The organism is Shewanella sp. MMG014 (assembly GCF_018100775.1).
GTDB lineage: Bacteria > Pseudomonadota > Gammaproteobacteria > Enterobacterales > Shewanellaceae > Shewanella > Shewanella japonica.
On record NZ_JAGJDZ010000007.1, the window covers coordinates 255,666 to 282,447 of the forward strand.

At 40.4% G+C, this 26,782-nt stretch carries 18 protein-coding genes and 1 rRNA gene; 10 read left to right on the plus strand and 9 right to left on the minus strand.

What is annotated here, in order from left to right; genetic code table 11:
- The first annotated feature begins 338 nt into the window (after positions 1-338).
- Complete coding sequence (gene hxpB / locus J8L86_RS13380) at positions 339-1,010, plus strand: hexitol phosphatase HxpB (RefSeq protein ID WP_065109613.1); 672 nt, start codon at positions 339-341, stop codon at positions 1,008-1,010.
- Between the two features lie 80 nt (positions 1,011-1,090).
- On the opposite strand, the gene J8L86_RS13385 is transcribed toward hxpB, so the two are convergent.
- The 8 genes from J8L86_RS13385 to ampD all read right to left on the minus strand — a co-directional run bounded on the left by J8L86_RS13385 (position 1,091) and on the right by ampD (position 17,133).
- A complete protein-coding gene (locus tag J8L86_RS13385; protein ID WP_211030775.1) occupies positions 1,091-3,304 on the minus strand; it encodes a patatin-like phospholipase family protein in 2,214 nt (737 codons plus the stop codon).
- 129 nt (positions 3,305-3,433) lie between these two features.
- The gene (locus J8L86_RS13390; RefSeq protein WP_211030777.1) at positions 3,434-7,876 is read right to left on the minus strand and encodes an EAL domain-containing protein; all 4,443 of its coding nucleotides are present in this window, start codon (positions 7,874-7,876) and stop codon (positions 3,434-3,436) included.
- Between the two features lie 197 nt (positions 7,877-8,073).
- A complete protein-coding gene (gene lpdA, locus J8L86_RS13395) occupies positions 8,074-9,501 on the minus strand; it encodes a dihydrolipoyl dehydrogenase (protein ID WP_055022941.1) in 1,428 nt (475 codons plus the stop codon).
- Between the two features lie 162 nt (positions 9,502-9,663).
- Positions 9,664-11,640: a dihydrolipoyllysine-residue acetyltransferase gene (gene aceF, locus J8L86_RS13400; RefSeq protein ID WP_065109610.1), complete on the minus strand. Its 1,977-nt coding sequence runs from the start codon at positions 11,638-11,640 to the stop codon at positions 9,664-9,666.
- A gap of 11 nt (positions 11,641-11,651) precedes the next feature.
- Entirely contained in the window at positions 11,652-14,315 is a 2,664-nt protein-coding gene (aceE, locus tag J8L86_RS13405; protein ID WP_211030779.1) for a pyruvate dehydrogenase (acetyl-transferring), homodimeric type, read from the minus strand.
- A gap of 74 nt (positions 14,316-14,389) precedes the next feature.
- The gene (gene pdhR, locus J8L86_RS13410) at positions 14,390-15,142 is read right to left on the minus strand and encodes a pyruvate dehydrogenase complex transcriptional repressor PdhR (protein ID WP_055022944.1); all 753 of its coding nucleotides are present in this window, start codon (positions 15,140-15,142) and stop codon (positions 14,390-14,392) included.
- Positions 15,143-15,511: 369 nt separating this feature from the next.
- Positions 15,512-16,363, minus strand: a complete 852-nt coding sequence (gene ampE / locus J8L86_RS13415) for a beta-lactamase regulator AmpE (RefSeq protein ID WP_065109609.1) — start codon at positions 16,361-16,363, stop codon at positions 15,512-15,514.
- A gap of 209 nt (positions 16,364-16,572) precedes the next feature.
- The gene (gene ampD / locus J8L86_RS13420; RefSeq protein ID WP_211030781.1) at positions 16,573-17,133 is read right to left on the minus strand and encodes a 1,6-anhydro-N-acetylmuramyl-L-alanine amidase AmpD; all 561 of its coding nucleotides are present in this window, start codon (positions 17,131-17,133) and stop codon (positions 16,573-16,575) included.
- Positions 17,134-17,370: 237 nt separating this feature from the next.
- Here ampD and nadC point away from each other — a divergent pair, with 237 nt between their 5' ends.
- The 9 genes from nadC (at position 17,371) to mutT (ending at position 25,969) form a co-directional block, all read left to right on the plus strand.
- The gene (gene nadC, locus J8L86_RS13425; protein ID WP_065109608.1) at positions 17,371-18,249 is read left to right on the plus strand and encodes a carboxylating nicotinate-nucleotide diphosphorylase; all 879 of its coding nucleotides are present in this window, start codon (positions 17,371-17,373) and stop codon (positions 18,247-18,249) included.
- A gap of 1,143 nt (positions 18,250-19,392) precedes the next feature.
- Positions 19,393-19,842: a pilin gene (locus J8L86_RS13430; RefSeq protein WP_282098416.1), complete on the plus strand. Its 450-nt coding sequence runs from the start codon at positions 19,393-19,395 to the stop codon at positions 19,840-19,842.
- A gap of 109 nt (positions 19,843-19,951) precedes the next feature.
- Positions 19,952-21,658: a type IV-A pilus assembly ATPase PilB gene (gene pilB / locus J8L86_RS13435; RefSeq protein WP_211030802.1), complete on the plus strand. Its 1,707-nt coding sequence runs from the start codon at positions 19,952-19,954 to the stop codon at positions 21,656-21,658.
- 61 nt (positions 21,659-21,719) lie between these two features.
- Positions 21,720-22,982, plus strand: coding sequence for a type II secretion system F family protein (locus J8L86_RS13440; protein ID WP_211030783.1), 1,263 nt, complete (start codon positions 21,720-21,722; stop codon positions 22,980-22,982).
- A 30-nt stretch (positions 22,983-23,012) separates the two neighbouring features.
- Positions 23,013-23,942: an A24 family peptidase gene (locus J8L86_RS13445; RefSeq protein WP_211030784.1), complete on the plus strand. Its 930-nt coding sequence runs from the start codon at positions 23,013-23,015 to the stop codon at positions 23,940-23,942.
- Positions 23,943-23,954: 12 nt separating this feature from the next.
- The gene (coaE, locus tag J8L86_RS13450; RefSeq protein ID WP_192021961.1) at positions 23,955-24,560 is read left to right on the plus strand and encodes a dephospho-CoA kinase; all 606 of its coding nucleotides are present in this window, start codon (positions 23,955-23,957) and stop codon (positions 24,558-24,560) included.
- 9 nt (positions 24,561-24,569) lie between these two features.
- Positions 24,570-25,307 (plus strand): cell division protein ZapD, encoded by a 738-nt coding sequence (gene zapD, locus J8L86_RS13455; RefSeq protein ID WP_211030785.1) that lies wholly within the window; start codon positions 24,570-24,572, stop codon positions 25,305-25,307.
- A gap of 40 nt (positions 25,308-25,347) precedes the next feature.
- Entirely contained in the window at positions 25,348-25,557 is a 210-nt protein-coding gene (gene yacG / locus J8L86_RS13460; RefSeq protein ID WP_192021958.1) for a DNA gyrase inhibitor YacG, read from the plus strand.
- Positions 25,532-25,969 (plus strand): 8-oxo-dGTP diphosphatase MutT, encoded by a 438-nt coding sequence (mutT, locus tag J8L86_RS13465; RefSeq protein WP_231919140.1) that lies wholly within the window; start codon positions 25,532-25,534, stop codon positions 25,967-25,969. The genes yacG and mutT overlap by 26 nt, the downstream gene beginning before the upstream one ends.
- A gap of 687 nt (positions 25,970-26,656) precedes the next feature.
- Here mutT and rrf read toward each other — a convergent pair.
- A 5S ribosomal RNA gene (gene rrf, locus J8L86_RS13470) occupies positions 26,657-26,772 on the minus strand.
- Between the last annotated feature and the right edge of the window lie 10 nt (positions 26,773-26,782).

Below are 26,782 nucleotides of genomic sequence, written 5' to 3' on the forward strand. Positions count from 1 at the left end.
CGTAGTATACTACAGGTTTGCAAAAGTATGAATTAGATCACACTCTAATGGAGACGAAATCGATACTAATATTGAGCTCGCAGTATAATTTAACTTCTGCTTTAAACAAATAAAATTAGACAATAGTTTAAAACATTAAATAAACACTTTAATTTCAGTAAATTAACCTGACACCACAATTTAATTCAGTCCTATAAATCAATCGTATAACTTAGATGAAATTTTGCTTTTTTTTTCGCTATTCTGCATAGTCTTTGAACAGCACCACCTAATACATGCCTAAAACACTGTTTATTCAACTTTATTGACTAGCTATGCAAACTAAGTAAGGGAGTAATATGTCATTAACCACTATAGAAGCGGTCATATTTGATATGGACGGCGTGATTATTGATACCGAGCCAGCTTGGCAAAAAGCTGAGGTCGAAGTGCTCAATCAACTCGGTGTACCCATCACCATGAAAGATGCCGAAGTTACCACAGGATTACGAATAGACTTATTGGTTGCCTATTGGTACCAGCGATACCCATGGGATAACTATGATAACCGTGCTGTCGCGCAGCAGATTATCGATAAAGTCGTCACGTTTATTGAAACTGAAGGTGCACCAATGCGCGGCGTTATCGATGCACTGAAACTATGCCAGCAAAAGCAGCTTAAAATTGGACTAGCGACCTCTTCTTCAACAGATCTCATTGACTCAGTCATGGCAAAACTAGGGATAAGATCATATTTTGAAGCAATTGCATCTGCTGAAAATCTTCAATACGGAAAGCCGCATCCAGAAGTCTATTTGAATTGCGCCAATGCATTAAAGGTAAATCCTGCACATTGCCTAGCCATTGAAGATTCATTTAATGGCCTAATTGCAGCAAGAGCAGCGACAATGCAAACCGTGGCGGTTCCTGCTCCTGAATTGGCAGAGCAATCACGTTGGGTTATTGCGCATCAACAGCTCGAGCATTTAGGCCAATTAGCTGATGTGCTAAATGCCACTACCAGAATCTAACTAAGCAACAAAAGCGATATAAAAAAGGGCTGCACCCGCAGCCCTTTACATCACCAAGTCTATTCGAATAAAGACTTAAATTAGAAGTTTTTACCAATGAATAAGTAAAACGCTTGCTCGCCAGTATCAGTAAAGCCAAAGCCTAATGCTGCCGGCCCCCAGCTAGTATCGGTACCTAAATAAAGACTACTCGCATATATCAAGTCATCTAAATCAATGTCATCCTTTAGTAGCCACACGTTACCAGCCTCAATACTGGCACCCAAGTAGAGTGGCACATCCGATAATAAAACATCTCGACCAAGATCATACTGATAAATCAGTGCGCCAAATGCTTTGTGAGGTCCAGCAAGAGCACCTTTGTGATAACCCGATAAATTCAAGAATCCACCTAATTCAGCAACATGAATGGTGAAATCACGGTCAACATCCACTGTAGTGATTGCCGCTTTACCTACAATGGCATGGTTACCTAGATTTAATGCCCCTTTCCAATCTGCTTCAAATTGCCAAGCCAGTTGATCGGAGTCATTGACCACGGCACCTGAGTATTTTTCATCACGCACTGCCGCTTTAAAGGTTAAGCGTTGACCTTCAGTCGGGAAGCTGATGCTATTTAATGTATCGTACGTCATCAAAAAGTATCCACCGACTGAATCATAATCCAAATCAATTTCGGAAACGGCACGATTAGATAGTGTCCCTAGTTCACCCACAGCACCAATCTCAATCAAACCAGCGTGAGAGTAGTTATAACCAACACCCATAGAGAATTGATTTAACGAATTTTTAAGCTCATATAAACGGTCATTGCCATCATAAAAATCCCAGTCTTTAATCTCATACTCATAAATCGCTCGGCCATAAAAATCTTGGTCTTTTGAGAAAGGCTGGTAAAACTCAGTACTAATTCGTTTTTCAAATCCAAGTTGCATCTCGTTTCGCCATTCGCCACCATTATCGGTAAGTTCACCCATGGTGTAAGCCAAGCTCAAGGTAATCGCCGAATCTAAAGTAAAGTCGTCTTCCCAATTAAAGCCGACATCAAAATAATTAGGTCCCCAAGATTTTGCATGGGTACTGACGGTTAAAACACGGCCTTCTTCAGTATCTTCAAATTCCGCATCGACACGTTCAAATTTATTAAGCGAATATAGTCGTTTGATTGCAGCATTTAACTCTTCTTTAGTGATCACCTCGCCTTCTTTTAGACCTAACTCTTCTCGTAATAAGCGCTCACTAACTTTAGAGTTATTGTCGAAAACAATCTTGGTGGAAGGACGGTTGACTTGATTCACAAACACCAGCTTGGCTCGTCTTTTTTTATCTTGATAAGCTTGATAATCAGCTTCACTGATACTCAAGTGAGCCAACATAGGCAGAGCAGCATTACCAGCGATAGTCCCAGCTTCTAATGCTTGCGGCATGATTTCAAAGTCAGTAGTGCTCATGTCGTCAATCGCGGGGCGAATGAGCACGTCACCATCCGTTAAATAGGTCTTCTGCTCTTCAGTGGTTGCTTTGGTCAAAATCGTCGATAGCTGCTCCAATACTGCAATGGTGCTATCTAGCTGCTCTTTAGTTGCCAATGGTGAGCCAATATCAACAGCGATCACCACATCTGCTCCCATGGCTTTAACCACATCAATCGGCATATTATTCGAAATACCGCCGTCGACGAGAAGCTTACCATCGATTTCTGCTGGTTGCAGCGCACCTGGCACAGTGGCAGAAGCTTGCATGGCTTTTACAATACTGCCCTTATCTAATACAACGGCGTGACTTGTGGATAAATCTGTTGCAACTGCACGGTAAGGAATCGCTAAATCATCGAAATCACCAAACTGCTCAACGAGGTCAGTTGAATGTTGCAGTAGCTGTGACATTGTTTGGCCTCGAAGTAAGCCACTTGGCGCAGCAAGCCCGCCATCTTTATAGCCCACATTTAATGGGATATTAAATTTATCTCGATGTTGTTTATCACGGTAGGTTAAATCTTCGCGGGGAATAGTATCTGAGTAGCCCTCAGCCCAAGGAGAGTTCAGCATGATCGTTTCTATTTCATCAGCGGTATAACCAAGTGCATACATACCGCCTACATACGAACCAATACTGGTACCCGTCACATAATCAACTGGAATACGGTTTTGCTCTAATACTTTCAGGATGCCAATATGAGCCGAACCTTTTGCGCCACCGCCACTTAATACCAGTCCTACTGTTGGACGTTCTTTTGCATAAGTGAAACTCGTGGTTAAACTCAACAACAGTAACAATGCGATCTTACGACCCATATAAAGCATCCCTATCTTTAAATTATTATCGGCGCCATTCTAGCAAAGAAAATGCATCATTAATAAAACCTTTCAAACCATCTTATTAACCTTTATTTGCATTATCGTATTTGGAATGTATTCGCTAGTTTATGAGTCCGCCTTTGAAATTCCGATAAATGCATCAAACGCGTCACGTGGCATCGGCTTAGCAAAATAGTAACCTTGAATGATATAACAGCCACGGCTGAATACTTGCTCCATTTGATCGTAAGACTCAATACCTTCTGCAACCACATGTAATTTAAGGTTACGAGCTAATTCTATAATACTACTCACAATCGCTTGATCGGCCTCGTTATTAACAATATCAATCAAGAATGACCGATCAATTTTAAGTGTATTAACCTCAAAGTTTCGTAAATAAGCCAGTGATGAATACCCAGTACCAAAATCATCAATCGCCACTTCTATCCCTAAGGCTTTTAATTGTGCCAAATGTGCATTTGCCACCTGCAACTCTTTCATTAAAACACCTTCTGTGATTTCAACAGCTAAGCATTGAGGTGGCATGCCAGTATCGGCCAAAATTGTTTTTAGGCTATCAATGAAATCCACTTGCCTAAATTGCACTGCTGAGACATTAACCGATAACTGAAAATGCTCATCATGTAAGGCATGCCAGCGAGCACCATCAGTGCAAGCCTGACGTAACACCCAACGGTCAATATCAATAATCAAACCACAGGACTCGGCAACTTTAATAAATACATCAGGTCTAATAAACCCTTTTTCAGGATGCTGCCAACGGATCAACGCCTCCATCCCAATAAATTTATCACCTCTTAAAATATCAATTTGCGGCTGGTAATACAGTTGCAGTTCATTATTCTCAATGGCTTTTCTGAGCTCCGATTCAATCCATAAATGGTATTGTGCTTCTGCGTTTCGCTCCGCTGAATAATATTGAAAATTTCCCCGCCCTTCTTCCTTGGCGTGATACATTGCTAAGTCAGCATTTTTAATCAGAGTTTCAGGGTCCAAAGTGTCTTCAGGCCACATGCTAATACCAATACTAGTAGAAACGAAAAACTCTCGTGAGAATAACCTAAAAGGTGCCGCAATTTGCTTAAGGACTTTTTCAGCAACCAAGTTAATTTCGTCGATTGACTCAACTTGCCTTAATAGAATAACGAATTCATCACCACCAAATCGGCACACAAGATGCTCGCTACCCACACTTCGTTGAATACGCTTAGCGGCTTCGACTAATAACGCATCCCCCATGCTATGACCATATGAATCATTCACGTGCTTAAAGCGATCTAAATCGAGAAACAATAACGCTAATCGTTCATTGGAGCCATGAGCGTCTGAAGTAATTCGTGCTAATTGCCGATTAAACATGGAACGGTTAGATAGCCCTGTTAATACATCATTATTGGCTAGATTGCGTAAGTTAAGTTCATTTTGCTTACGTAACGTAATATCAGAAAACACCACCACATAATGCTGAATAACCTGATGCTTATCAGTCATCACCGAAATATTGGCCCATACTGGAAACTTATCATTTGGCTGGCGTATAAATGTCAATTCGCCATTCCAGATGCCTTCTACAAGCTTTAAGACATCTATGTCATTTTCAGGGTTACTTTTGTGCAGCAGTGACTCAAAAGGCTGTCCAATCAATTGTTCTTCTTCAGCGCCTACCAAATTGTTGGCCGCTGCATTAATGACCTTGATGTGCTTTTTAGCATCCAGAATTAACATTCCTTCGGAGGTATTCTCGAAAGCTTTTGCGAGTAAATCAATTTCACTTTGAAGTTCTCGCTGCTCTGTCACTTCGGTATAAATACCCGCAACCTTCTCCACTTGCCCTGTTTCATCATTGACTTTTACTGCACGTCCACGGATACGTAACCAACCTAGAATGCCGGCGGCTCGGGTATATCGAAACTCAATATCAATCGAGTCTTGCTTGCCTTTGAGTAAATCCATCCAATGGCGAGTTACACCTTCTTTATCCTCATCGATAATAGGCAAGTCCGGTACGAGATAAGATAACTGAGATTTAGCGCCTAAAATCCCCGCTTTATTTTCGAATAAAATACTATTTGAGTGGCTGTTCCATTCCCACAAGTCAGAATCACTTCCCCGCAGAGATTGACGGAGTTTGTCTTCACTTTCCCGAAGCGCCGTATTAATCTTTAATACCCGCCTAACTTGCTTTTGACGCAAAACCACTGATGTGAATGCAGTTAATAAAATGATTAATAACACCAACATTTTAAACCACTGCGATGCCCACCAATATTCATTAACTTTGAATTGAAATTGAAACGGTTCTATCGACCATATTCCCTGCTGTTTATGCAGTAACTCCAAGGTATATACGCCGGCATTTAAGTCAGCAATATTGACCTGTGTCTGCCCTTCAAGAAGAATATAGTTAGGCTTTTTAGCTGAACCATCCAGCACTAAACGATATTTGATACTAATTGGCGCCGTATCGATATAATCAAATGTGGTCATTTGAAAACTAATCAGTTTGGCATCAGGCCTGACAATATTGAATGAGTCTGGCAATAAATACAGCTCGGTTTGATCGTCGTAAAAAACTGAGATCGATTCCAATGAAATATCATGGCTTTGACTTCGGTGCTCAAGCTTATCAACATCCACCAGCATTGCCCCGTCAGGGCTACCAATATATAACCCCGCTTTGGGGTCATAAAAGGATGCAGCTTCATTAAACTCTGATGCCGTAAAACCATCATTCACAGAGAAAACGTCTACGACATCTTTAAGGGGATCGTGGCGGATTAAAATCGATTCACAACCAATGAGATTATAGCGTTCAGTTTGCTGGATAAAATACACAGTGCTGCAGTCTAAATCCCATAATTTGTTCATTGATTCTATATCATGGGTTTTCGTATTAAATCGAAGTAAGCCTTCCTGGTAAGTCCCTAACCACAACGTATCATCGTCAATTTGATTGATGTTATTCACACTAGCATTTGGATATTCTCTCACCAAAATGTCTGATAACGAGTTCAATTGATTCTGATTGGTTAAATAACCTAAATATTTATCTCCACCGACCCATAGCGTGTTTTCATCATCACGATAAACGCTGCTAATACTGGTTCGGGTATTTCGCTCACCTTCATTGAATATTGATATTTGTTTAATATCAGTCAACCCAGGCTGCCAATAATGGACTTTATCAAACGTACCCCACCAAATTCGCCCATCAATCAGGGGATCGTTATAAGAGGTGAATAGCTGCGATCCTCTAAGGCCGTCACTGTTAGGAGCAAATGTTGAAAAGTCGACTTCGTTATTCGTATCTTTGTCATACACAAACACGCCATTGGTGGTCGCGAGTGAAACATATTGGCTCTCTAACTCAGATAGACTGTATACTGAATCACTTGCTTGAAACCCATTTGGGAGATGCAAACTAGAAGAAACAGCTTGTTTATCGACAATATTCAATCCACCATCACCGCCAAGCCATAACTTATCGTCTTGAGCAAATACACTCCATATCATCTCATCGACGAGTTTATATTTAGAGGCCTTATTAAAGTAATCCAGTAAGAAATCAGGTTTTAACGCTAATAAAGCCAAGCCTTCACCAGAACCGCCAAGCCAAATCAACCCATGCTGATCAACGGCAACATCGTCAATGTAATCAATATCAGCATCACGCTTTAGCTCTTCTTTATAAGATTTAATCTCGTCGGTATGCGGTTGCCAAGAAAACAGACCAGAAGTCGTCGACATCCATAAACTACCTTGCTTATCTTCTACCAATTGATGAATATTAAAGGGGGCAATAGCCACGCGGTTAATGGTTTTTTTATCGATATCGACAAGGAATAAGCCTTTATTACTGTATACCCAAATATCATCTTTGCTATCGATAAATAAGCCACGAATAAAGGTATTTTTTATATCCCAATCAATTTGAGATAACAGTGCACCTTGAGCATCCCTAAGTTCAATAGCAAGGCTATTTGAATATAAAAAAGTGTTATCAGCCCATTGATGAATACTGTTCCAAGCCACATTTTCATCGAGTGAGTGTAACAAGGTTAGCTGTAAAGACTCGTTATCAAGCAGCAATACTCGACCAGCATTGGTTAATAACACCACACTTCCGTTTGCAAGCCTTGTGTAACCTGAAATAGGATCGTTATAAAAGCTGTCAGGTGAATCAATAAGCAGATCAGAGAATTGGTTTGTCGAAATATCGTAAAGGGTTAAAGAGAAATTGCTGTTGAGTAATAGATGATTTTTACCGACTTTAATCAGTAATTTGATATTTTGATAACTGAGAGCATCAGCAGTATTAGGTTGGTCAATTCTGCGAATTGCAGAGCTACTGACACGATACAACCCCTGCTGAGTTGCAAGCCAGACATAACCATAATCATCAAAAGTAATATCATTAATCGAATAGTTAATTAACCCATCTTGGGCATTAAATAGTCGCTGGACAACATTTACAGCTGAAGTCTGGTTACAAAATAAAATGGTTAGAAAAATGAAACTTAAAAACTGTTTAACGCGATTTATCATTTGTTAATTATTACTCTGGAAAATGATTTATTCGTAACGTTGGAAGTTTCCTTGCAAAATATAAACTGGCTTCATGCCAACAACTATCTAAAACTCAATTGATACACATTTTAAATATATCACCATATTGTAAAAATTGATCAAAAAAAAGCACCCCGTAAGGTGCTTTGATACAAATAGCTACAATGAGTTGCTAGTTATTTTTTCTTTTTTGCTTTTGGGTTTGGCAAATCAGTAATAGAACCTTCATAAACTTCGGCAGCAAGACCGACAGACTCATGTAAGGTTGGGTGAGCATGAATAGTTAATGCTAAATCTTCAGCATCACAACCCATTTCAATTGCTAGGCCAATTTCACCTAGTAATTCACCACCATTAACACCAACAACAGCACCACCAATCACACGATGAGTTTCTTTGTCGAAGATTAACTTAGTCATGCCATCACTTGCGTCAGAAGCAATAGCACGGCCACTTGCAGCCCAAGGGAAGCTTGCAGTTTCGTATGCAACACCTTGCTCTTTTGCTTCTTTCTCAGTTAGACCAACCCATGCTACTTCTGGGTCTGTATAAGCAATCGAAGGGATCACTTTAGGGTCGAAGAAGTGCTTAAGACCTGAAATAACTTCAGCAGCCACATGACCTTCATGCACACCTTTGTGAGCCAACATTGGCTGACCTACGATATCACCAATAGCGAAAATGTTAGGTACGTTAGTACGTAACTGCTTATCAACATTGATGAAACCACGCTCATCAACATTTACACCAGCTTTTTCAGCATCAATTGATTTACCATTTGGTGTACGACCAATTGCAACCAATACAGCATCATAACGCACAGGCTCAGCAGGTGCTTTCTTGCCTTCCATAGTAACGTAGATACCGTCTTCTTTTGCTTCAACCGCTGTCACTTTCGTTTCAAGCATCAAGTTGAATTTCTTCTTGATCTTCTTAGTGAAGATACGAACGATATCTTTATCAGCAGCAGGAATGACTTGGTCAAACATTTCAACCACATCAATTTCACTACCGATTGATGAATAAACGGTACCCATTTCTAGGCCAATAATACCGCCACCCATAACTAATAATTTACCTGGCACTTCTTTAAGTTCTAGTGCATCAGTAGAATCCCAGATACGTGGGTCTTCATGTGGAATGAACGGTAGCTCGATTGGGCGTGAACCAGCAGCAATAATTGCGTGTTCAAAGTTAATCACTGTAACGCCATCTTCACCTTGAACTTCCATGGTGTTTGATGAAGTAAATTTACCATAGCCATTAACTACATTAACTTTACGCATTTTAGACATTCCGCCTAAACCGCCTGTTAATTGACCCACTACTTTTTCTTTAAAGCCGCGTAATTTTTCTAAATCAATCGTTGGCTCACCAAATACAACACCGTGATGAGCAACTTCTTTTGCTTCTTCGATCACTTTAGCGACATGTAGTAATGCTTTTGACGGAATACAACCCACATTCAAACAAACACCACCTAACGTACTAAAACGCTCAACGATAACTGTTTCTAAACCTAAATCTGCAGCTCGGAATGCTGCTGAATAGCCTGCAGGGCCTGAACCAAGTACTACTACCTGAGTTTTGATTTCTTTACTCATGTTTTCCTCTATTTTTCTCTTGTTGGCGGAAAAACCGTCCAAACTGCAAAATGGGGTCATTATTGAATCTTGTAAGGTGGCCGCATTTTACCCTTTGTTTGACACTGATCACAATCCTGTGACGAGATAAAAAAGGCTGCTCACATTGAGCAGCCTTTCTCTTTACAAAATTAACGTACGGATGTCGCTAAGAATGCTAGATAATGTGACGCTAAAGCGCGCTGCCATTGCACCATCAATCACACGGTGATCGTATGATAACGATAATGGCAACATCAACTTAGGCTCAAAATCACTGCCATTCCATTTAGGCTTCATTTCAGACTTAGATACACCCAAAATAGCCACATCAGGATAGTTAACAATTGGGGTAAATGCCGTACCGCCAATGCCACCTAAACTTGAGATAGTGAAACAGCTACCTTGCATATCCGCTGACTTAAGCTTGCCGTCACGAGCACGCACTGAAATGTCCATTAACTCACGAGATAGCTCAACGATACCTTTCTTATCAACGTCGCGAACAACTGGTACCATCAATCCGTTTGGTGTATCAACAGCCACACCAATGTGGAAATATTTCTTCTGAATTAATGATTCACCATCAGCACTTAAGCTTGAGTTAAACACTGGGAATTCAGCCAATGTTTTCGCTACAGCTTTCATCATAAAGACAAGCGGCGTAATTTTGTAATCCGCTTTCTTCTTAGCAGCAAGTGTATTTTGTTCTTTACGGAATGCTTCTAATTCAGTGATATCAGCTTCATCAAATTGCGTCACATGTGGAATCGTAACCCAGTTGCGATGTAAGTTAGGTCCAGAGATTTTCTGAATACGACTTAACGGCACTTCTTCAACTTCACCAAACTTACTGAAGTCCACCTTCGGCGCAGCAATCACATTCAATCCACCCGCACCACCAGCAACAGAAGTTGCAGCAGATGCTTTAGGGCGACTTAGCTCATACTTAATAAAGGCTTGTACATCTTCTTTTAAGATACGGCCCTTACGTCCGGTGCCTTTAACTAACGTTAAATCGGCGCCAAACTCTCTCGCTAAGCGGCGTACAGCAGGTGAAGCATGTACCACACCCGTTTTAGGTTGATTACCCGCACTTGGATGATGTGGCACTGGTGCAGCCTTAGCTGGAGCAGGTGTCGCTGCAGGAGCTGGTTTGCTTGCAGCCGGTGCAGGCGCTGGTGCACTTGGAGCTGGGGCGGCAGATGAAGTCGTTTCGACAGTGGCAATAATGCTACCTTGAGAAACTTTATCACCCACATTTACTGTTAAGCTTACAAGTTTACCAGCAAATGGTGCAGGCACTTCCATCGTCGCTTTATCCGTTTCAAGGGTAATTAATCCCGTATCCACTTCAAGCACATCACCAACGGCAACCAAAACTTCAATAACGTCGACATCCGATGCATCGCCAATATCAGGAACCGCAACTTCTTTCACTTCAACAGTGCTAGCAGCAGGCGCAGCAGCTTGTGTTGCTTCTGCAGGAGCTGTGGCAACTTGTTCAGCTGCAGCAGGAGCCGATGCGCCAACTTCAAGCATCAATACTAATGAGCCTTGAGACACTTTATCGCCAACGGCAACTTTAAGTTCTTTCACCACGCCCGCTGAAGGTGCAGGCACCTCCATCGTCGCTTTGTCAGTTTCTAAGGTGATTAAACCAGTATCGGCTTCAATGGTTTCACCCACACTCACCAGAACTTCAATAATATCAACGTTTTCAGCGTCACCAATATCTGGCACTGCCACTTCAATGATTTGCGAGCCGCCAGCTGCTGGCGCTGCAGGAGCTTCAACGATTGGTGCAGCAGGAGCCGCTGGTGCTACTGGAGCTGGTGCTGCTTGTGGCGCTGCTTGTGGTGCTTCAACAGGAGCCGCCGCAGAAGCTGCATTTAACATCGCAATCAGCTTACCTTCAGCGATGGTATCGCCTACAGCCACTTTTAACTCGGCTACAGTACCGGCAAACGGCGCTGGAATATCCATGGTTGCTTTGTCGCTTTCAACGGTAAGAATTGAGTCTTCTGCAGCGATTTCATCACCAACTGCAACACAGACTTCAATAACCTGAACTTCATCACCACCGATATCAGGAACCAAAACTTCTTTTAATTCAGCCATTTTGTTTCTCTCTATGCGAACTGTGGGTTGATCTTATCAACGTCAATACCGTATTCCTTGATAGCTTTAGTTAGCACATCAACTGGTATTTCGTTACGGTCGACAAGAGACTTAAGTGAAGCAATAACAATGAACTTAGCATCAACTTCAAAGTGGTGACGTAAATTCTCACGGCTATCACTGCGGCCGAAACCGTCAGTACCTAACACTTTGTAATCAGTCGGGATGTAAGCACGTAATTGTTCGCCGTAAATCTTCATATAATCTGTTGCGACAATCGCTGGTGCATCTTTTGATAACACTTCAGAGATATATGGCACTTTTGGCGTTTCAGTTGGGTGAAGCATGTTGTAACGCTCAGTGGCTTGGCCATCACGTGTTAACTCGTTAAAGCTAGTCACGCTGAATACATCTGCGCTAATTCCGAAGTCTTTTGATAAAGCGACAGCCGCTTTACGCACTTGCTCTAGAATCGTGCCGCTACCCATTAACTGAACTGAACCTTTACCACTACCTTGATGACTTTCTAGCTTGTAGATACCTTTAACGATACCCTCTTCGCTGCCTTCAGGCATCGCAAGTTGTTCGTAGTTTTCGTTCATAGTAGTCAGGTAGTAGAACACGTCTTCCTGCTCACCATACATACGACGAATACCGTCTTGAACAATCACAGCAATTTCGTAACCGTAAGTAGGATCGTAAGAAATACAGTTTGGAATAGTGTTTGCTAAGACATGGCTGTGGCCATCTTGATGCTGAAGACCTTCACCATTCAGGGTAGTACGGCCAGAAGTACCACCCACCATAAAGCCACGCGCTCGCATATCACCTGCAGCCCAAGCCATGTCACCAATACGTTGGAAACCAAACATTGAGTAGTAGATGTAGAATGGGATCATAGGAGTATCGTTAACTGAGTAGCTTGTTGCCGCTGCGACCCAAGATGACATTGCACCTAATTCGTTAATCCCTTCTTGTAATACTTGACCGGTTTTATCTTCACGGTAGTAAGCAACTTGATCTGAATCTTGCGGCTCGTATTTTTGTCCTTCATGGGCATAAATACCCACCTGACGGAATAAGCCTTCCATACCAAAAGTACGTGCTTCATCAGGAATAATCGGTACGATGTTCTTGCCGATTTTCTTGTCTTTAAGCAGTGCAGTTAAGATACGGACAAATGACATTGTGCTTGAGATTTGACGGCCATTAGAGCCTTTCAGCACTGAGTCAAAAATCTTAAGCGATGGTACTTCTAACTCTTCAGAGAACTTCTCAAGGCGAGTTGGCATCGCACCATGGAGTGATTCACGACGCGCTTTGAGGTATTTAACCTCTTCAGAGTCAGCACCTGGATGGTAGTAAGGAATATCTTCTAACTGATCATCGCTAATTGGGATATTAAAACGATCGCGGAAGTATTTAAGCGATTCTACGCCCATTTTCTTCACGTTATGCGCGATATTTTTACCTTCACCCGCATCACCCATACCGTAACCTTTTACTGTTTTAGCAAGGATAACTGTAGGACGACCTTTAGTATTTTTAGCATGTTGTAATGCAGCGTAAATCTTAACTGGATCATGACCACCACGGTTCAAACGCCAAATGTCATCATCTGACATGTTAGCAACCATTTCGGCAGTTTCAGGATATTTACCAAAGAAGTGCTCACGTGTATAAGCGCCACCTTTAGCTTTACAGTTTTGGTATTCACCATCAACGGTTTCTTCCATTAACTGTAGTAATTTACCGCTAGTATCACGTGCAAGTAATGGATCCCAGTAGCGACCCCAAATCACTTTAACGGCTTCCCAGCCTGCGCCGCGGAACTCGCCTTCTAATTCTTGAATGATTTTACCGTTACCACGAACAGGACCATCAAGACGCTGCAAGTTACAGTTAACAATAAAGACTAAGTTATCTAATTCTTCACGAGCAGCAAGACCGATAGCACCCAATGTTTCAGGCTCATCACACTCACCATCACCTAAGAAACAGTAAACCGTTTGCTCAGAGCAATCTTTTAAACCACGGTCAGTGAGATACTTAAGGAAACGCGCTTGATAAATTGCTTGAATCGGACCAAGGCCCATTGATACTGTCGGGAACTGCCAGTAGTCAGGCATTAATTTCGGATGCGGATAAGAAGACAGACCTTTACCATCAACTTCTTGACGGAATCCGTTCATTTGATCTTTGCTAATACGACCTTCAAGGAAAGAACGAGAGTAGATACCCGGCGCGATATGACCTTGGTAATACACTAAATCGCCGCCGTCTTTTGCATTAGGAGCACGGAAGAAGTGGTTAAAACACACATCATAAATAGTCGCACTAGAGGCAAAACTAGAAATGTGACCACCTAGCTCTAAATCTTTCTTAGAACCACGTAATACCATTGCAAGGGCATTCCAACGAACGATAGCACGAATGCGACGCTCCATTTCCTGATCACCAGGCATATGTGGCTCTTGGCCAGATGGAATGGTATTCAAATAAGCGGTCGTTGCCTTGTAAGGTAGATGAGTACCATTACGGCGCGCTTTATCGATTAACTGTTCAAGTAGATAATGCGCACGTTCAGGGCCTTCTTGCTCTAATACCGCTTGCAGGGAATCTACCCATTCTTGAGTTTCTAATGGATCTAAGTCTTGTAGCATATCTTCAGACATGTCGCTGTCCTTCTCTAGATACTGATAATTAATGTGTTTCGGTCAATCTATAGTGATGTTCACTATATTTTGTATCAAACACCGCTCTTTAAACGGCGCAAGCTACGCTGCAACCGACTGTCTTCTTCCCTCACTGACAACATGACTTCCTCGATGTAACTCAAATGTTCGTTCGAGGCTTCACGTGCCGCATCAGGATCACGGCGAACAATCGCAGCGAGTAATGCTCGCCTGTGTTCATTCGCCATAGTAGAGGCTTCTTCGCGACGGCTTAAAAGCTCTAAGTTCTGTGCCACGTTTTTGTGCAACACAGGGGTTAAACTGAGTACTAGGTGTAACATCGCCACATTGTGCGATGCTTCTGCAACTGCACGATAAAATCGCACAATCGCATCGGCTTGAGCTTCAATATTGCTCGCCGTTTCAACTTCATTAATTGAACGCTTGATGCTTTGCATATCGGCATCGTTTCCACGAAGCGCAGCAAAATAGGCCATCATACCCTCTGTAGCATGACGAAATTCCAATAAGTCGTATTGGCTTTCAGAGTCGTTATGCATCAGCTCTACAATTGGATCTGCTAGGCTCTGCCAAAGTTGCTCTTTGACGTAAGTGCCTCCACCTTGTCGGCGCATTAGCAGACCTTTGGCTTCTAACTTTTGAATCGCTTCACGCAGAGAAGGACGAGACACTTCAAACTGCAAGGCAAGCTCACGCTCAGGCGGTAATTTTTGCCCTGGTTGCAAGCTACCTTCGAGGATCATGCGCTCTAGCTGCTCCATGATCACATCTGAAATTTTTGGCTGGGTTATTTTGCTATAAGCCATTTGGCCCTCAGCTCCGTTGTCAATTGGTCTTACCAATTTATATGAGATAGCGCACTTTATCAAATCAAACAATTGATGTCTAGTTAGGCTAGTGTTGAATGGATGTTGGCTAAAAGTTTAAAACATCACAACTCTTAAGGTGCTATGAGCATAACGAAAAAAAACTTTTAAGGGGTCTGACCATTTCACAAACGCAACCACTGAGGGGATACGGAATGTTTCAATGTCGTTAGCGGCTAAAATATAAAGCGCATTTCTAGTAAACTTTAGCAGCTAATTTAAATGCTAATCGTCTATAAAATAAAAACTGTTTTTCTATTTCAAATAAATATTAGTTATGCATTAATTTCGCATAAACTTAATGGTGTATTAACTCACCACACCGAAGATAGTGAGTACCGACAAAACTGTCAGTAATAAAATAAAGTTACGTTTACTTAATGCTAATAATGCCAACGTTGGCTGCACACAAACAGGCGCCGAGGTTGATTCAGGTATACTTTCAGCGGCTATGGCTGTACGGGTGACAATATTTTTTGCATGATTGCTGGCACTGAATACCTGTTTACGCCATTCGGCAATGCCTGAAGCGAAATGACCACTTAATACAAAACCAAAGCTAAAAATGCGACTCGGTAGCCAGTCGAGTAAAAACAGTAATCGACTAATAAAAGGCATATTGAGTTGGTTTAACTGATTATGTTGGTCATAAAAACGTACCGTGCAATAAAGCACCGCACCAACTGGCCCAAAGAAGATCAAAAATAATGCTACAGCACCGTAGTACCGATAATTAACCCAAGCCACTGTTTTACCTATTTGTTGGCCCAAATCTTTTTCATCAATAGCATCTAAGCATTCAGCACAATCTAGGCTTTCGGCATAATGGTAACAGGCCTGTACATCTCCTCGACACGCCGCAAGCATGTATTTTTTGAAGTTATTACGCAGAGTTTGATGGCTAAAACAAAGAATGGATATTGCTACCCATAGCAATAATGTCATTAAGTCATAAACGAGACCATCCAAGAGGACTAACAAGAGAAAAATCATAACCGCAGGAATAAGGATAACAACAGAAACCCAAATAGCTGAATCAAGTTGCTTATCTTTCCAAAATAAAGACTGGTATTTAGCGAGCATTGAATCAAATTGCCAACTTGCAGGAAGTAGCTTGAGTCTTTCGACCATGATTGCAATTAATAACGAAAAAAGTGCCATGTGACTCCTGCAAACTAAACAAAAATAAAGTTACTGGATAAACGCAAAACCAAGTACAACAATAAGTTCAACACTATAATTAAAAAATGACTTTATAACAAAGGCTTACTTGGCCTTACCTTCTGAAGTATACAAGCTAACAACATCATAAAAACCACTGACACAATAGACATTTACTGTTAGATTCCGAACATCATTAATCAGTGGCATTAGCTGGCACCACGGTTTGCTAATAAACTAAAATATCGTGACCAATCAAAACTATCGCCAGGATCAGTTTTTCGCCCCGGTGCTATATCGCAGTGCCCTACAATTCTAGTTTGATTAAGCATAGGGTATACATTGAACAACTCCAAGGTTAATTCAGCTAAAACTTGATATTGCTCATTGGTATAAGGAGCATCGTCTGTTCCCTCAAGTTCGACCCCCACCGTAAAGTCATTACAATTGTCACGACCTTCCAAACTCGACACTCCAGCATGCCATGCCCTGTCATCACAACTGACATATTGCACTAACTCGCCATCTCTACGTATTAAAAAGTGCGCAGAGACTTCAAGACCCGCAAGCTCTTCAAAACTAGGATCGGCACTGACATCTAAACAACCTTGAAAAAGGCCATCAATGTGCGGTAAACCGAAGCAGCCTGCGGGAAGGCTGATATTATGAATAATTAATCCACTCACCTCATGTAGGGGTCGTTGATTAAAATGAGGTGACTTACATATGCGGGCTTTTCGGTGCCAGCCTGCATGAATACTTTTGTTCATAATCTATTCTTATTATCAGCGTTAAACTACAACCTTTAATGGGCTGTTATATACATAATGAATTTAATCACTAAGCTTGTTTCTGCGTTGCTAGTAAACAAGCTTAATGTATCAGTTAAGCGCTATATTTTGAAATAACAACTGTGGTAAAGTTGCTCGCATACCTGTTTTATTATCAGTTGGATTTCATTATATATTGACCAACTTGATGCAGCTGTTATAGCAAGGACAAATCACATGATTGAAAATGACATCCGTCACGCAGTGAAAACCGCTCTTGATGAAGATCTAGGACACAATCCGTCTCATACTCCAAAAGACATGTTAGCTGCAGATATCACAGCACAACTTATTCCTGCTGAAAAGTATGCAGAAGCCGAACTTATCACCCGTGAAGAAGGTGTTTTTTGCGGTAAAGCTTGGGCAGAGCAAGTATTTAACCAACTTGGTGGCGAAGTCGCTTTACATTGGCATGTTGATGATGGTGATTTATTAGTTCCGAACCAAGTGCTATGTGAGCTTTCAGGGCCAGCGAGAGCAATCTTAACTGGCGAACGCACTGCAATGAACTTTATTCAAACGCTATCTGGTGTAGCGAGTTTAACCAAGCATTATGTCGACAAATTAGCAGGCACACACACTCGTCTGCTTGATACGCGTAAAACCATTCCAGGACTTCGCACAGCACAAAAATATGCAGTCACCTGTGGTGGCGGTAAAAATCATCGCATCGGCTTATTCGATGCATTTTTGATAAAAGAAAATCATATTATGGCTTGCGGTAATATTGAGCTGGCTGTCAATGCAGCGAGAAAACTAGCGGCTGATAAACCCGTGGAAGTTGAAGTTGAGTCTATTAATGAGTTAACTCAAGCATTAGAAGCTGGCTCAGACATCATTATGCTCGATAATTTTGATGTCACTATGATGATTGAAGCAGTAGCACTAAATGAACAATTTAAGCAAAAAGGCTTTAATACTAAATTAGAAGTCTCTGGTAACGTCACTATCGACACCATCAGTGATTTTGCAAAAACTGGTGTTGATTTTATTTCTGTTGGCGCACTCACCAAGCATGTTAAAGCGCTTGATTTATCATTACGTCTAAAATCATAAATATCGGCGAACTCGTTACTGATATAGATAGAAACACAGTTATTAGCATTTAGGTACTTATAACAAATGACATCAACATATTGGCACAACTAACAGTTAAACCTTGCTGTTTCTATGAAGCCTGCTTAAAGCAGGCTTTTTAATACCTTGCTAGTGCTCCCAAAAAGTACGGTATCAGCTTTCCTAAAAACTTCAGCACTACCCACCTCACTTAGGGAATATGACTTTGGTTACGGTTACGGTTACGGTTATGGTTATGGTTATGATTTCACGAGCACAAATAACATGTCTAAACATTGGCACATCGATCTATATAAAGCCTTTATCTTATTCTCTCTGAGACAATAACACTGCTATTTAGGCTATAAATGAGCTACATATACTGTCATTGCAACCTTTAATCTGCTCATTGTTTTCTTATTTGAAGCTGGAGTTCATGCTTTCGATTTTAATTGAATTTCAGTATCTCATAATACCTTAAGAGGTCTTACCATTATTAAAGCTTCATTTATATAGTACTTATTTCTATATATATAGGCTGTTTAACAATGCCATAATTTTGACAAAACTAATCGACAGTCAATTATTATTCAAACGAAGCAAACATTGTCACAAAAATGTTACTTCCCGAGTCGTTTCAATGAAATAAAACCAGCAAAAAACGCTTTTTTCGCACTTTACGTCGATAAAGTATTCCCTTTTTGGTAACTTTATAATAACGTTCACTACAGACGAGTTAATGTTGAGATGCAAGCTTTAACAAATGACTTTTCAAAGTGTTACCCTGGTAACAATTAATTACTTTGATAAGTAATTTTTAAGCACTAACTCTCAGCTGAACACTCCGTTAACAATGTAGCAAATATGTTACACTGCTAATTGTGGTCAAAGGTAAAGTGGCGAATATTCAAACACTACTCTATCCTTTAACACTAATGTAACGATATGGCTTATGACTGGTTTCCCTGAGAATCGAGTTATTTAGCTGTCTAGTAACTGCATTACCATTTTAATAAGAACACTAGTTTACTAATGTCGGAAGGATTGTGGTGATAGGACACCACTTAAAGTTATTAAGGGCCTTTAATAATTTTAAGTTTCAAGGATAAGAACAAGCCCGAAGCAATACAGAGAGAGACAAAAATGAAAAGCATTAACCAAATGAAAAACGCTAAGGGTTTTACTCTTATTGAATTAATGATCGTAGTAGCGATCATCGGTATTCTTGCAGCAATCGCATTGCCTGCTTACCAAGATTACACAGTTAAATCACAAGCCGGATCTGCTTACTCTGAAATTTCAGGATTAAAATCTGCGTTTGAAATTGCAGTAAATGAAGGAAAGACACCATCAACAACTGCATCAGCAGCTGGATATATTGGTCAAACAGCGACTGGTGGAACTTATTGTGACATAGCATTAACTGGTACAACAGATATACAATGTACGGCCCAAGGTGGTAATGCTGACAAGTTTGCAGGTAAGCTGATTACACTATCTAGAGATGCTGAAGGTGTATGGACTTGTACAACTGATTTAGAAGAGAAGTTTAGACCTGGTAACTGTGGCGCTGCTGCAGCTCCTGCACCATAGTAGTCACTATGATTATAAAAGGCAGCTAACGCTGCCTTTTTTGTCTTTGGATGCATCAAATTTATATGCCATAATCAAAAATATCACTATGTTAGCTGAGCACAAAAATATGCCGTCATCAGGGTTAAACTTAGGCCTCTCTACTATATTTATTAGAAAACACTTATTGACAGAAGAGCAAGTTGCAACAGCTATAGGCCAATCAAGAAAATCTAAGATATCTCTTGTAACTACAATAATAAAATCAAAACTACTTACCGCTAGAGAAATTGCAGAACTTTGTTATGAAGAATATGGTTCTCCACTATTAGATTTATCAGAGTTTGATGTAGCAAATATACCTGAAGACATTCTTAACAAAAAACTTATTGCTACCCATAACTGTTTGCCACTTTTCAAACGCGGTAATAGGCTCTACATTGCCACCTCAGATCCAACGAATATTGCTGCGCTAGAAGACTTCCAATTTAGTTTAGGCCTCCATGCCGAAGCAATCATTGTAGAAGATGATAAGCTCAATACCATTCTTGAGAAAGTACTTGAAGATGATATTTCAGGTCTCGGCCTTAATGGCATGGATGAAGAAGCTTTAGCTGGTATTGAAGTTACAGATACTTCACAAGAAGAAGAGCCATCAGAAAGCAGTGATGATGCACCAATAGTTATATATATAAACAAAATTCTAACCGATGCAATTCGCAAAGGTGCTTCAGATTTACATTTCGAGCCTTATGAAAAACGTTACCGTATTCGTTTTAGAATCGATGGTATCTTACATGAAGTTTCTGAGCCCCCAGTCAATCTTTCAAGCCGAATTTCTGCTCGCTTAAAAGTCATGTCGAAATTAGATATTGCGGAGCGCCGTGTACCGCAAGATGGCCGAATTAAAATGAAGCTATCACGTACTAAATCTATCGATTTTCGTGTGAGTACACTCCCAACTATTTGGGGTGAAAAAATTGTAATGCGTATTTTAGACTCTTCTTCTGCGCAATTAGGTATTGAAAAACTTGGCTATGAAGATGATCAGCGTCTTCTATATGAAGAAATGCTCGCTAAACCACAAGGAATGATATTAGTAACAGGGCCTACAGGTTCTGGTAAAACAGTCTCGTTATATACTGGCTTAAATATTCTTAATACGGAAGAGCGAAATATATCAACAGCTGAAGATCCTGTTGAAATTAACCTTGAAGGCGTTAATCAGGTTCATATCAATTTAAAAGCTGGGTTAACGTTTGCTTCAGCACTTAGATCATTTTTACGTCAAGATCCTGATGTTGTGATGGTCGGTGAGATCCGTGATTTAGAAACGGCAGAAATTGCAATTAAAGCTGCACAAACAGGTCACTTAGTCTTGTCAACATTACACACGAACTCTGCAGCAGAAACCTTAACGCGTTTAATCAACATGGGTGTACCTGGCTATAATATTGCTAGCTCTGTGAATTTAATTATCGCTCAGCGACTCGCAAGACGATTATGTCCTGAGTGTAAAGCTCCAGAAGATGTTCCCACTGAAGAATTACAACGCCTGGGTTTCAGCGAAAACTCAATTAATAACGGGTTCACTGTTTACAAACCTGTTGGTTGTGACCATTGCTCTGGCGGTTATAAAGGTCGAGTGGGGATTTACGAAGTAATGAAAATGACAGATGAAATCGCTCGTACCATTATGGAAGGAGGTAACTCTCTGCAAATAGCCAAACAAGCAACACAAAGTGGCATGCGGGATCTGCGTTTATCAGGTTTACTTAAAGTCACCCAAGGCATTACTAGTATTGCTGAAGTGAATCGCGTTACAAGCTTTAATTAACTAAGCTGTAAATTTACGTTAAGCATTGATTGCACATAATAAATAGAAAAGGATTTGCTTTATGGCAACTGCAGCGGCAAAAAGAAAGCCAAGAACAAAAAAAGACACCAAGCTCCAACCAAAAACCTTCACTTTTGAATGGAAAGGTGTCAATAGGGATGGTCAAAGAACATCTGGCGAACTACGCGGCACTTCGATTGCGGAAATACGCAGTGTTTTAAAAGCACAAGGTGTAACACCCAAAGGCGTAAGAAAAAAAGCGACTCCACTATTTAAATCAGAGAAAAAGATCACTGCGATGGATATCGCAATGATTACTCGCCAAATAGCTACTATGCTTTCCGCTGGTGTCCCACTTGTTACAACTATTGAACTTTTAGGAAAAGGTCATGAAAAAGCTAAAATGCGTGAGTTATTATCAGGTATTTTAACCGATGTTCAATCAGGTATTCCTTTATCTGATGCTATTCGTCCCCATAGACAATATTTTGATGATCTTTATGTTGACTTGGTCGCTGCAGGTGAACATTCAGGATCATTAGATGCGGTATTCGATCGCATTGCTGTATATAAAGAAAAAGCTGAAGCCTTAAAATCTAAAATTAAAAAAGCCATGTTTTATCCTGCAGCTGTCGTTATCGTAGCTATAGCAGTTACGGTATTACTATTATTATTTGTAGTTCCTCAGTTTGAAGAAATATTTAATGGTTTTGGTGCCGAGCTACCAGCATTTACTCAAATGATCATCAGTATTTCAGAGTGGCTACAAAGTTCGTGGTACTACTTTGCTGTTGCTATAATAATCGGAATTTATGCATTTAAAAGAGCACATAGAAATTCCCAAGGCTTTAGAGATCAAGTCGATGTCGCATTGCTAAAAATACCCGCAATTGGTGATATTTTACATAAAGCAGCAATGTCTAGATTCGCGCGCACGCTGGCAACAACTTTTGCCGCGGGTGTCCCATTAATTGATGGTTTAGAGTCTGCTGCTGGCGCATCCGGTAATGCCGTTTATAAGAAAGCATTATTAAAAGTCCGCCAAGAAGTCATGTCAGGTATGCAAATGAATGTAGCGATGAGAACCACTGGTATCTTCCCTGACATGCTTATACAAATGGTAATGATCGGCGAAGAGTCTGGTGGATTAGATGACATGCTTAATAAAATTGCAAACATTTATGAAATGCAAGTTGATGATGCTGTGGATGGCTTATCAAGCCTGATTGAACCGATCATGATGGTTGTCATTGGCACAATTGTTGGTGGTTTGATTATCGGTATGTATTTACCTATTTTTGAAATGGGTAACGTTGTCGGCTAAAGCTTAAAAACAATAAGAATAAGAAAAGTCATGAATGAATTTGTATCTAGCTTCATAACATCAATGAGCCAATATCCTTGGCTCTTTATGTCAATTAGCTTTATCTTTGCTGCCACCATTGGCAGCTTTTTAAACGTCGTCATCCACCGTTTTCCTGTGATGATGAAACGTGAATGGCAAAGTGAATGTAACTTTTATTTATCGGAATACCACCCTGATATCGTCAAAGAAGTCGGTGAAAAACGTTTAAATAAGCCAATAGACAAATACCCCCTAAAATATAACATAGTTGTACCTAGATCAGCCTGTCCGAAATGTAAAAGTAATATCAAACCTTGGCATAATTTACCTATCTTAGGTTGGATTTTACTGAAAGGTAAATGCGCTAATTGTAAAGCAGCAATTAGCGCTAGATACCCTCTATTTGAATTAATAACAGGCATTTTAATTGCGGTGCTTGCTTGGCACTTTGGACCCACCTGGCAGTTTCTATTTGCATCAATACTGACGTTTATACTGATAGCACTAACAGGTATTGACCTAGATGAAATGCTACTACCGGACCAGTTAACCTTACCTTTATTGTGGCTTGGCTTGCTTATTAATCTTAAAGGTATCTATGCAAGCCCTACTGATTCCATTGTAGGTGCAGCTGCTGGTTATTTAAGTCTTTGGTCTGTTTTTTGGTTGTTCAAGCTAGTTACAGGCAAAGAAGGCATGGGTTATGGCGATTTCAAATTGTTAGCCGTGTTTGGTGCTTGGTTAGGCTGGCAATTTTTACCACTTATCATCCTCCTATCTTCGTTAGTAGGAGCCATTGTCGGTATTACGATGATGTTATTGAAAAATTTATCGAGAGAAAACCCGATTCCATTTGGCCCATACATAGCGGTAGCAGGCTGGATTGCATTAGTCTGGGGACAAGATATTATCAATTGGTATCTTGGAACCTTATATTAATTAGAGCGCAATATGTCAAAATATATCGTCGGACTTACAGGTGGAATAGGTTCAGGTAAAACCACAGTTGCGAATCAATTTGCTGAATTAGGAATTGAACTTGTAGATGCGGATATTATCGCAAGGAAAGTCGTTGAAAAAGGAAGCGATGGACTCAAAAAAATCGTTCTTCGTCACGGCCAAAAACTATTGCAGCCTTCAGGTGAACTCGATCGAGCAGCGTTAAGAGAAATTGTATTTGATAATGAGGAAGAACGACTTTGGTTAAATAACCTACTACACCCAATGATCCGCAACGCAATGCTCCTAGCGGTAGAAAATGCTAAATCAGCCTATGTAATTATGATTGTTCCCTTGCTATTTGAGAATGGGTTAGATAGTTTAGTCAATACGACTTTAGTGGTGGATATTCCACCACATGAACAAATAGCCAGAACAGCAAAACGAGACGGGGTTGAATCAGCTCAAGTTGAACGTATTATAGCCAGCCAAATAGACCGAAATACGAGACTTTCTAAAGCAGATAACGTTATTGAGAATACTCAATCTCCCGAGGCATTACGAGACACTGTTCAGTTATTACATTTGAGATATTTAGCCCAAGCATCTTCAGCATAGATAATAACAATGAATAACGATCTGATTTATGAGCAACCATTAAATGAAAAAACGCGTAGTTACCTAAGACTCGAATATTTAGCAGATCAGCTTAACAGTCATGCCAATGATGACCAGCAGCACCACTGTTTCTACCCTCTTTTTTCGCTTGCTGAACTAACAGATCGTTGTGATTACCGTTCTGATATTCTTAAAGACATCGATAAGCAGCTAATTGTATTAACAAAATGGCATGCTTTACCCCATGTTGATAAACAACAAATACAATCAATAATTGACCAACTTCAAGCAGCAAAAGCTCCGCTGCAAAGTAACGACCGTATCGGCTGTAAGTTAAAGCAAGATAGGTTTATATCCGCTTTAAAGCAGCGTTTTGGTATGCCTGGAGCATGTTGTAATTTTGATTTACCTCAACTGCATTTTTGGCTTTCAAAGCCTTGGAATGAAAGACAAAAAGATTTGAAAGCATGGATAGCAAATTTTGAACCTATTTTGAAACCTATTACATTATTGCTAGAGCTAACTCGAAGTACTGCTGAATTTAGAACCTCAGAGGCAGAACAAGGCTTCTATCAAGGAACCAGTCCACAAACCTTGTCACTTATTAGAGTAAAACTATCACAATCTCAAGGTTGTTACCCTACCATCAGCGGTCATAAAAACCGGTTTGCCATTCACTTTGTTAATTTTGATTCTCAAAAGCATACCGACAAACAAATTAAATTCAAACTAGCTACTTGCCAATAAATTCTTTAGGATCTCACTGTATTAGCTAGAGAGATGAATTATGCCAATTTCAGTTAAATGCCCAATTTGCCAAGAAGATGTTCAATGGAACAGTGAATCTAAATTTAAGCCATTTTGTAGTGAACGCTGTAAAATGATTGATTTAGGAGATTGGGCTAGTGAAAAACATGCTATTCCAGTAAAGCCAGAGTTTGATCACGAAACATTAGATACAGAAGGATTCGATGAAGGTGACTTCTTCAAGCATTAACCTACCGGAAGTAAAAATGAAAAGAGTTCATGTAGCCGTTGGCGTTATCATTAATGATGAACAAAAAATATTATTAGCAAAGCGTCACTCACACCTCCATCAAGGTGGTAAATGGGAATTTCCTGGTGGTAAGGTGGAAAACAATGAGACGGTCACACAAGCGCTAATTAGAGAGCTTAAAGAAGAAGTAAACCTAGATGTTTATACTTCGATTTCATTTTTGGAGATAGCACATAATTATCCTGATAAACATGTACTACTGGATATACATTTAGTCAAAGAGTTTGATGGGAGCGGAGAAGGTCTTGAAAATCAAGAGATCAAATGGGTAGAGGTCTCAGCCTTGCCACAATATGAATTTCCTGAAGCCAATATACCCATCATAAAGAAACTAATGAGCGAAATAATATAAACCACACAGGCTGGTGCTGATTACATTAGCTTTAATTTAGTTTAAATATTTCAACGTAACCAACCGCATTACCATAGCTACTACTACAACTTTTTACTGCTAATGACATATACGCATGATAATGACATGCTTGAGCACTTACACTATCTGTAACGCCACTCTAAATACTTAAGAATTAAACTCCAAAGGCCCGTTATATCAGTAATGGGCTATCTGCTCTCTTACGAGTGAAATTAAGCCCTTGGCAATGAACTACTTTCACATGGGCGTATTGACAACACTGTATTTCGCTGCACTCAATTCACTTAATAATCAGACACAAAAAAGCCCGTTACGTGAGTAATGGGCTATCTGCTCTCTTAAATGAGAAATTAGGCGCTTGGTGGTGACCTACTTTCACATGGCATATCAATTACACGATCAGCAGTTCATGAGTCTAAAATTGAGCTTTAGCTTCGTTTCTGAAGATGTATATCTTAAATTACAGACACAAAAAAGCCCGTTGCATGAGTAACGGGCTACCTACTCTCTTAAAAAACAAATTAGGCACTTTACCATAGCTGACTTTCGCATGGGCATATCGTCCACACTGTCTTTCGCTACACTCAATCCACTTAACAATCAGACACAAAAAAGCCCGTTACGTAAGTAACGGGCTATCTGCTCTCTTAAAAAGAGAAATTAGGCGCTTGGCGATGACCTACTTTCACATGGGGAGACCCCACACTATCATCGGCGCTATTGCGTTTCACTACTGAGTTCGGGATGGGATCAGGTGGGACCACAATGCTATTGTCACCAAGCAAATTCGGT

Excerpts from the sequence above, each read along its gene's own strand:
- hxpB (WP_065109613.1), top strand. The coding sequence starts at position 339 with ATGTCATTAACCACTATAGAAGCGGTCATATTTGATATGGACGGCGTG.
- J8L86_RS13385 (WP_211030775.1), bottom strand. The coding sequence starts at position 3,304 with ATGGGTCGTAAGATCGCATTGTTACTGTTGTTGAGTTTAACCACGAGT.
- J8L86_RS13390 (WP_211030777.1), bottom strand. The coding sequence starts at position 7,876 with ATGATAAATCGCGTTAAACAGTTTTTAAGTTTCATTTTTCTAACCATT.
- lpdA (WP_055022941.1), bottom strand. The coding sequence starts at position 9,501 with ATGAGTAAAGAAATCAAAACTCAGGTAGTAGTACTTGGTTCAGGCCCT.
- aceF (WP_065109610.1), bottom strand. The coding sequence starts at position 11,640 with ATGGCTGAATTAAAAGAAGTTTTGGTTCCTGATATCGGTGGTGATGAA.
- aceE (WP_211030779.1), bottom strand. The coding sequence starts at position 14,315 with ATGTCTGAAGATATGCTACAAGACTTAGATCCATTAGAAACTCAAGAA.
- pdhR (WP_055022944.1), bottom strand. The coding sequence starts at position 15,142 with ATGGCTTATAGCAAAATAACCCAGCCAAAAATTTCAGATGTGATCATG.
- ampE (WP_065109609.1), bottom strand. The coding sequence starts at position 16,363 with ATGGCACTTTTTTCGTTATTAATTGCAATCATGGTCGAAAGACTCAAG.
- ampD (WP_211030781.1), bottom strand. The coding sequence starts at position 17,133 with ATGAACAAAAGTATTCATGCAGGCTGGCACCGAAAAGCCCGCATATGT.
- nadC (WP_065109608.1), top strand. The coding sequence starts at position 17,371 with ATGATTGAAAATGACATCCGTCACGCAGTGAAAACCGCTCTTGATGAA.
- J8L86_RS13430 (WP_282098416.1), top strand. The coding sequence starts at position 19,393 with ATGAAAAGCATTAACCAAATGAAAAACGCTAAGGGTTTTACTCTTATT.
- pilB (WP_211030802.1), top strand. The coding sequence starts at position 19,952 with ATGCCGTCATCAGGGTTAAACTTAGGCCTCTCTACTATATTTATTAGA.
- J8L86_RS13440 (WP_211030783.1), top strand. The coding sequence starts at position 21,720 with ATGGCAACTGCAGCGGCAAAAAGAAAGCCAAGAACAAAAAAAGACACC.
- J8L86_RS13445 (WP_211030784.1), top strand. The coding sequence starts at position 23,013 with ATGAATGAATTTGTATCTAGCTTCATAACATCAATGAGCCAATATCCT.
- coaE (WP_192021961.1), top strand. The coding sequence starts at position 23,955 with ATGTCAAAATATATCGTCGGACTTACAGGTGGAATAGGTTCAGGTAAA.
- zapD (WP_211030785.1), top strand. The coding sequence starts at position 24,570 with ATGAATAACGATCTGATTTATGAGCAACCATTAAATGAAAAAACGCGT.
- yacG (WP_192021958.1), top strand. The coding sequence starts at position 25,348 with ATGCCAATTTCAGTTAAATGCCCAATTTGCCAAGAAGATGTTCAATGG.
- mutT (WP_231919140.1), top strand. The coding sequence starts at position 25,532 with ATGAAGGTGACTTCTTCAAGCATTAACCTACCGGAAGTAAAAATGAAA.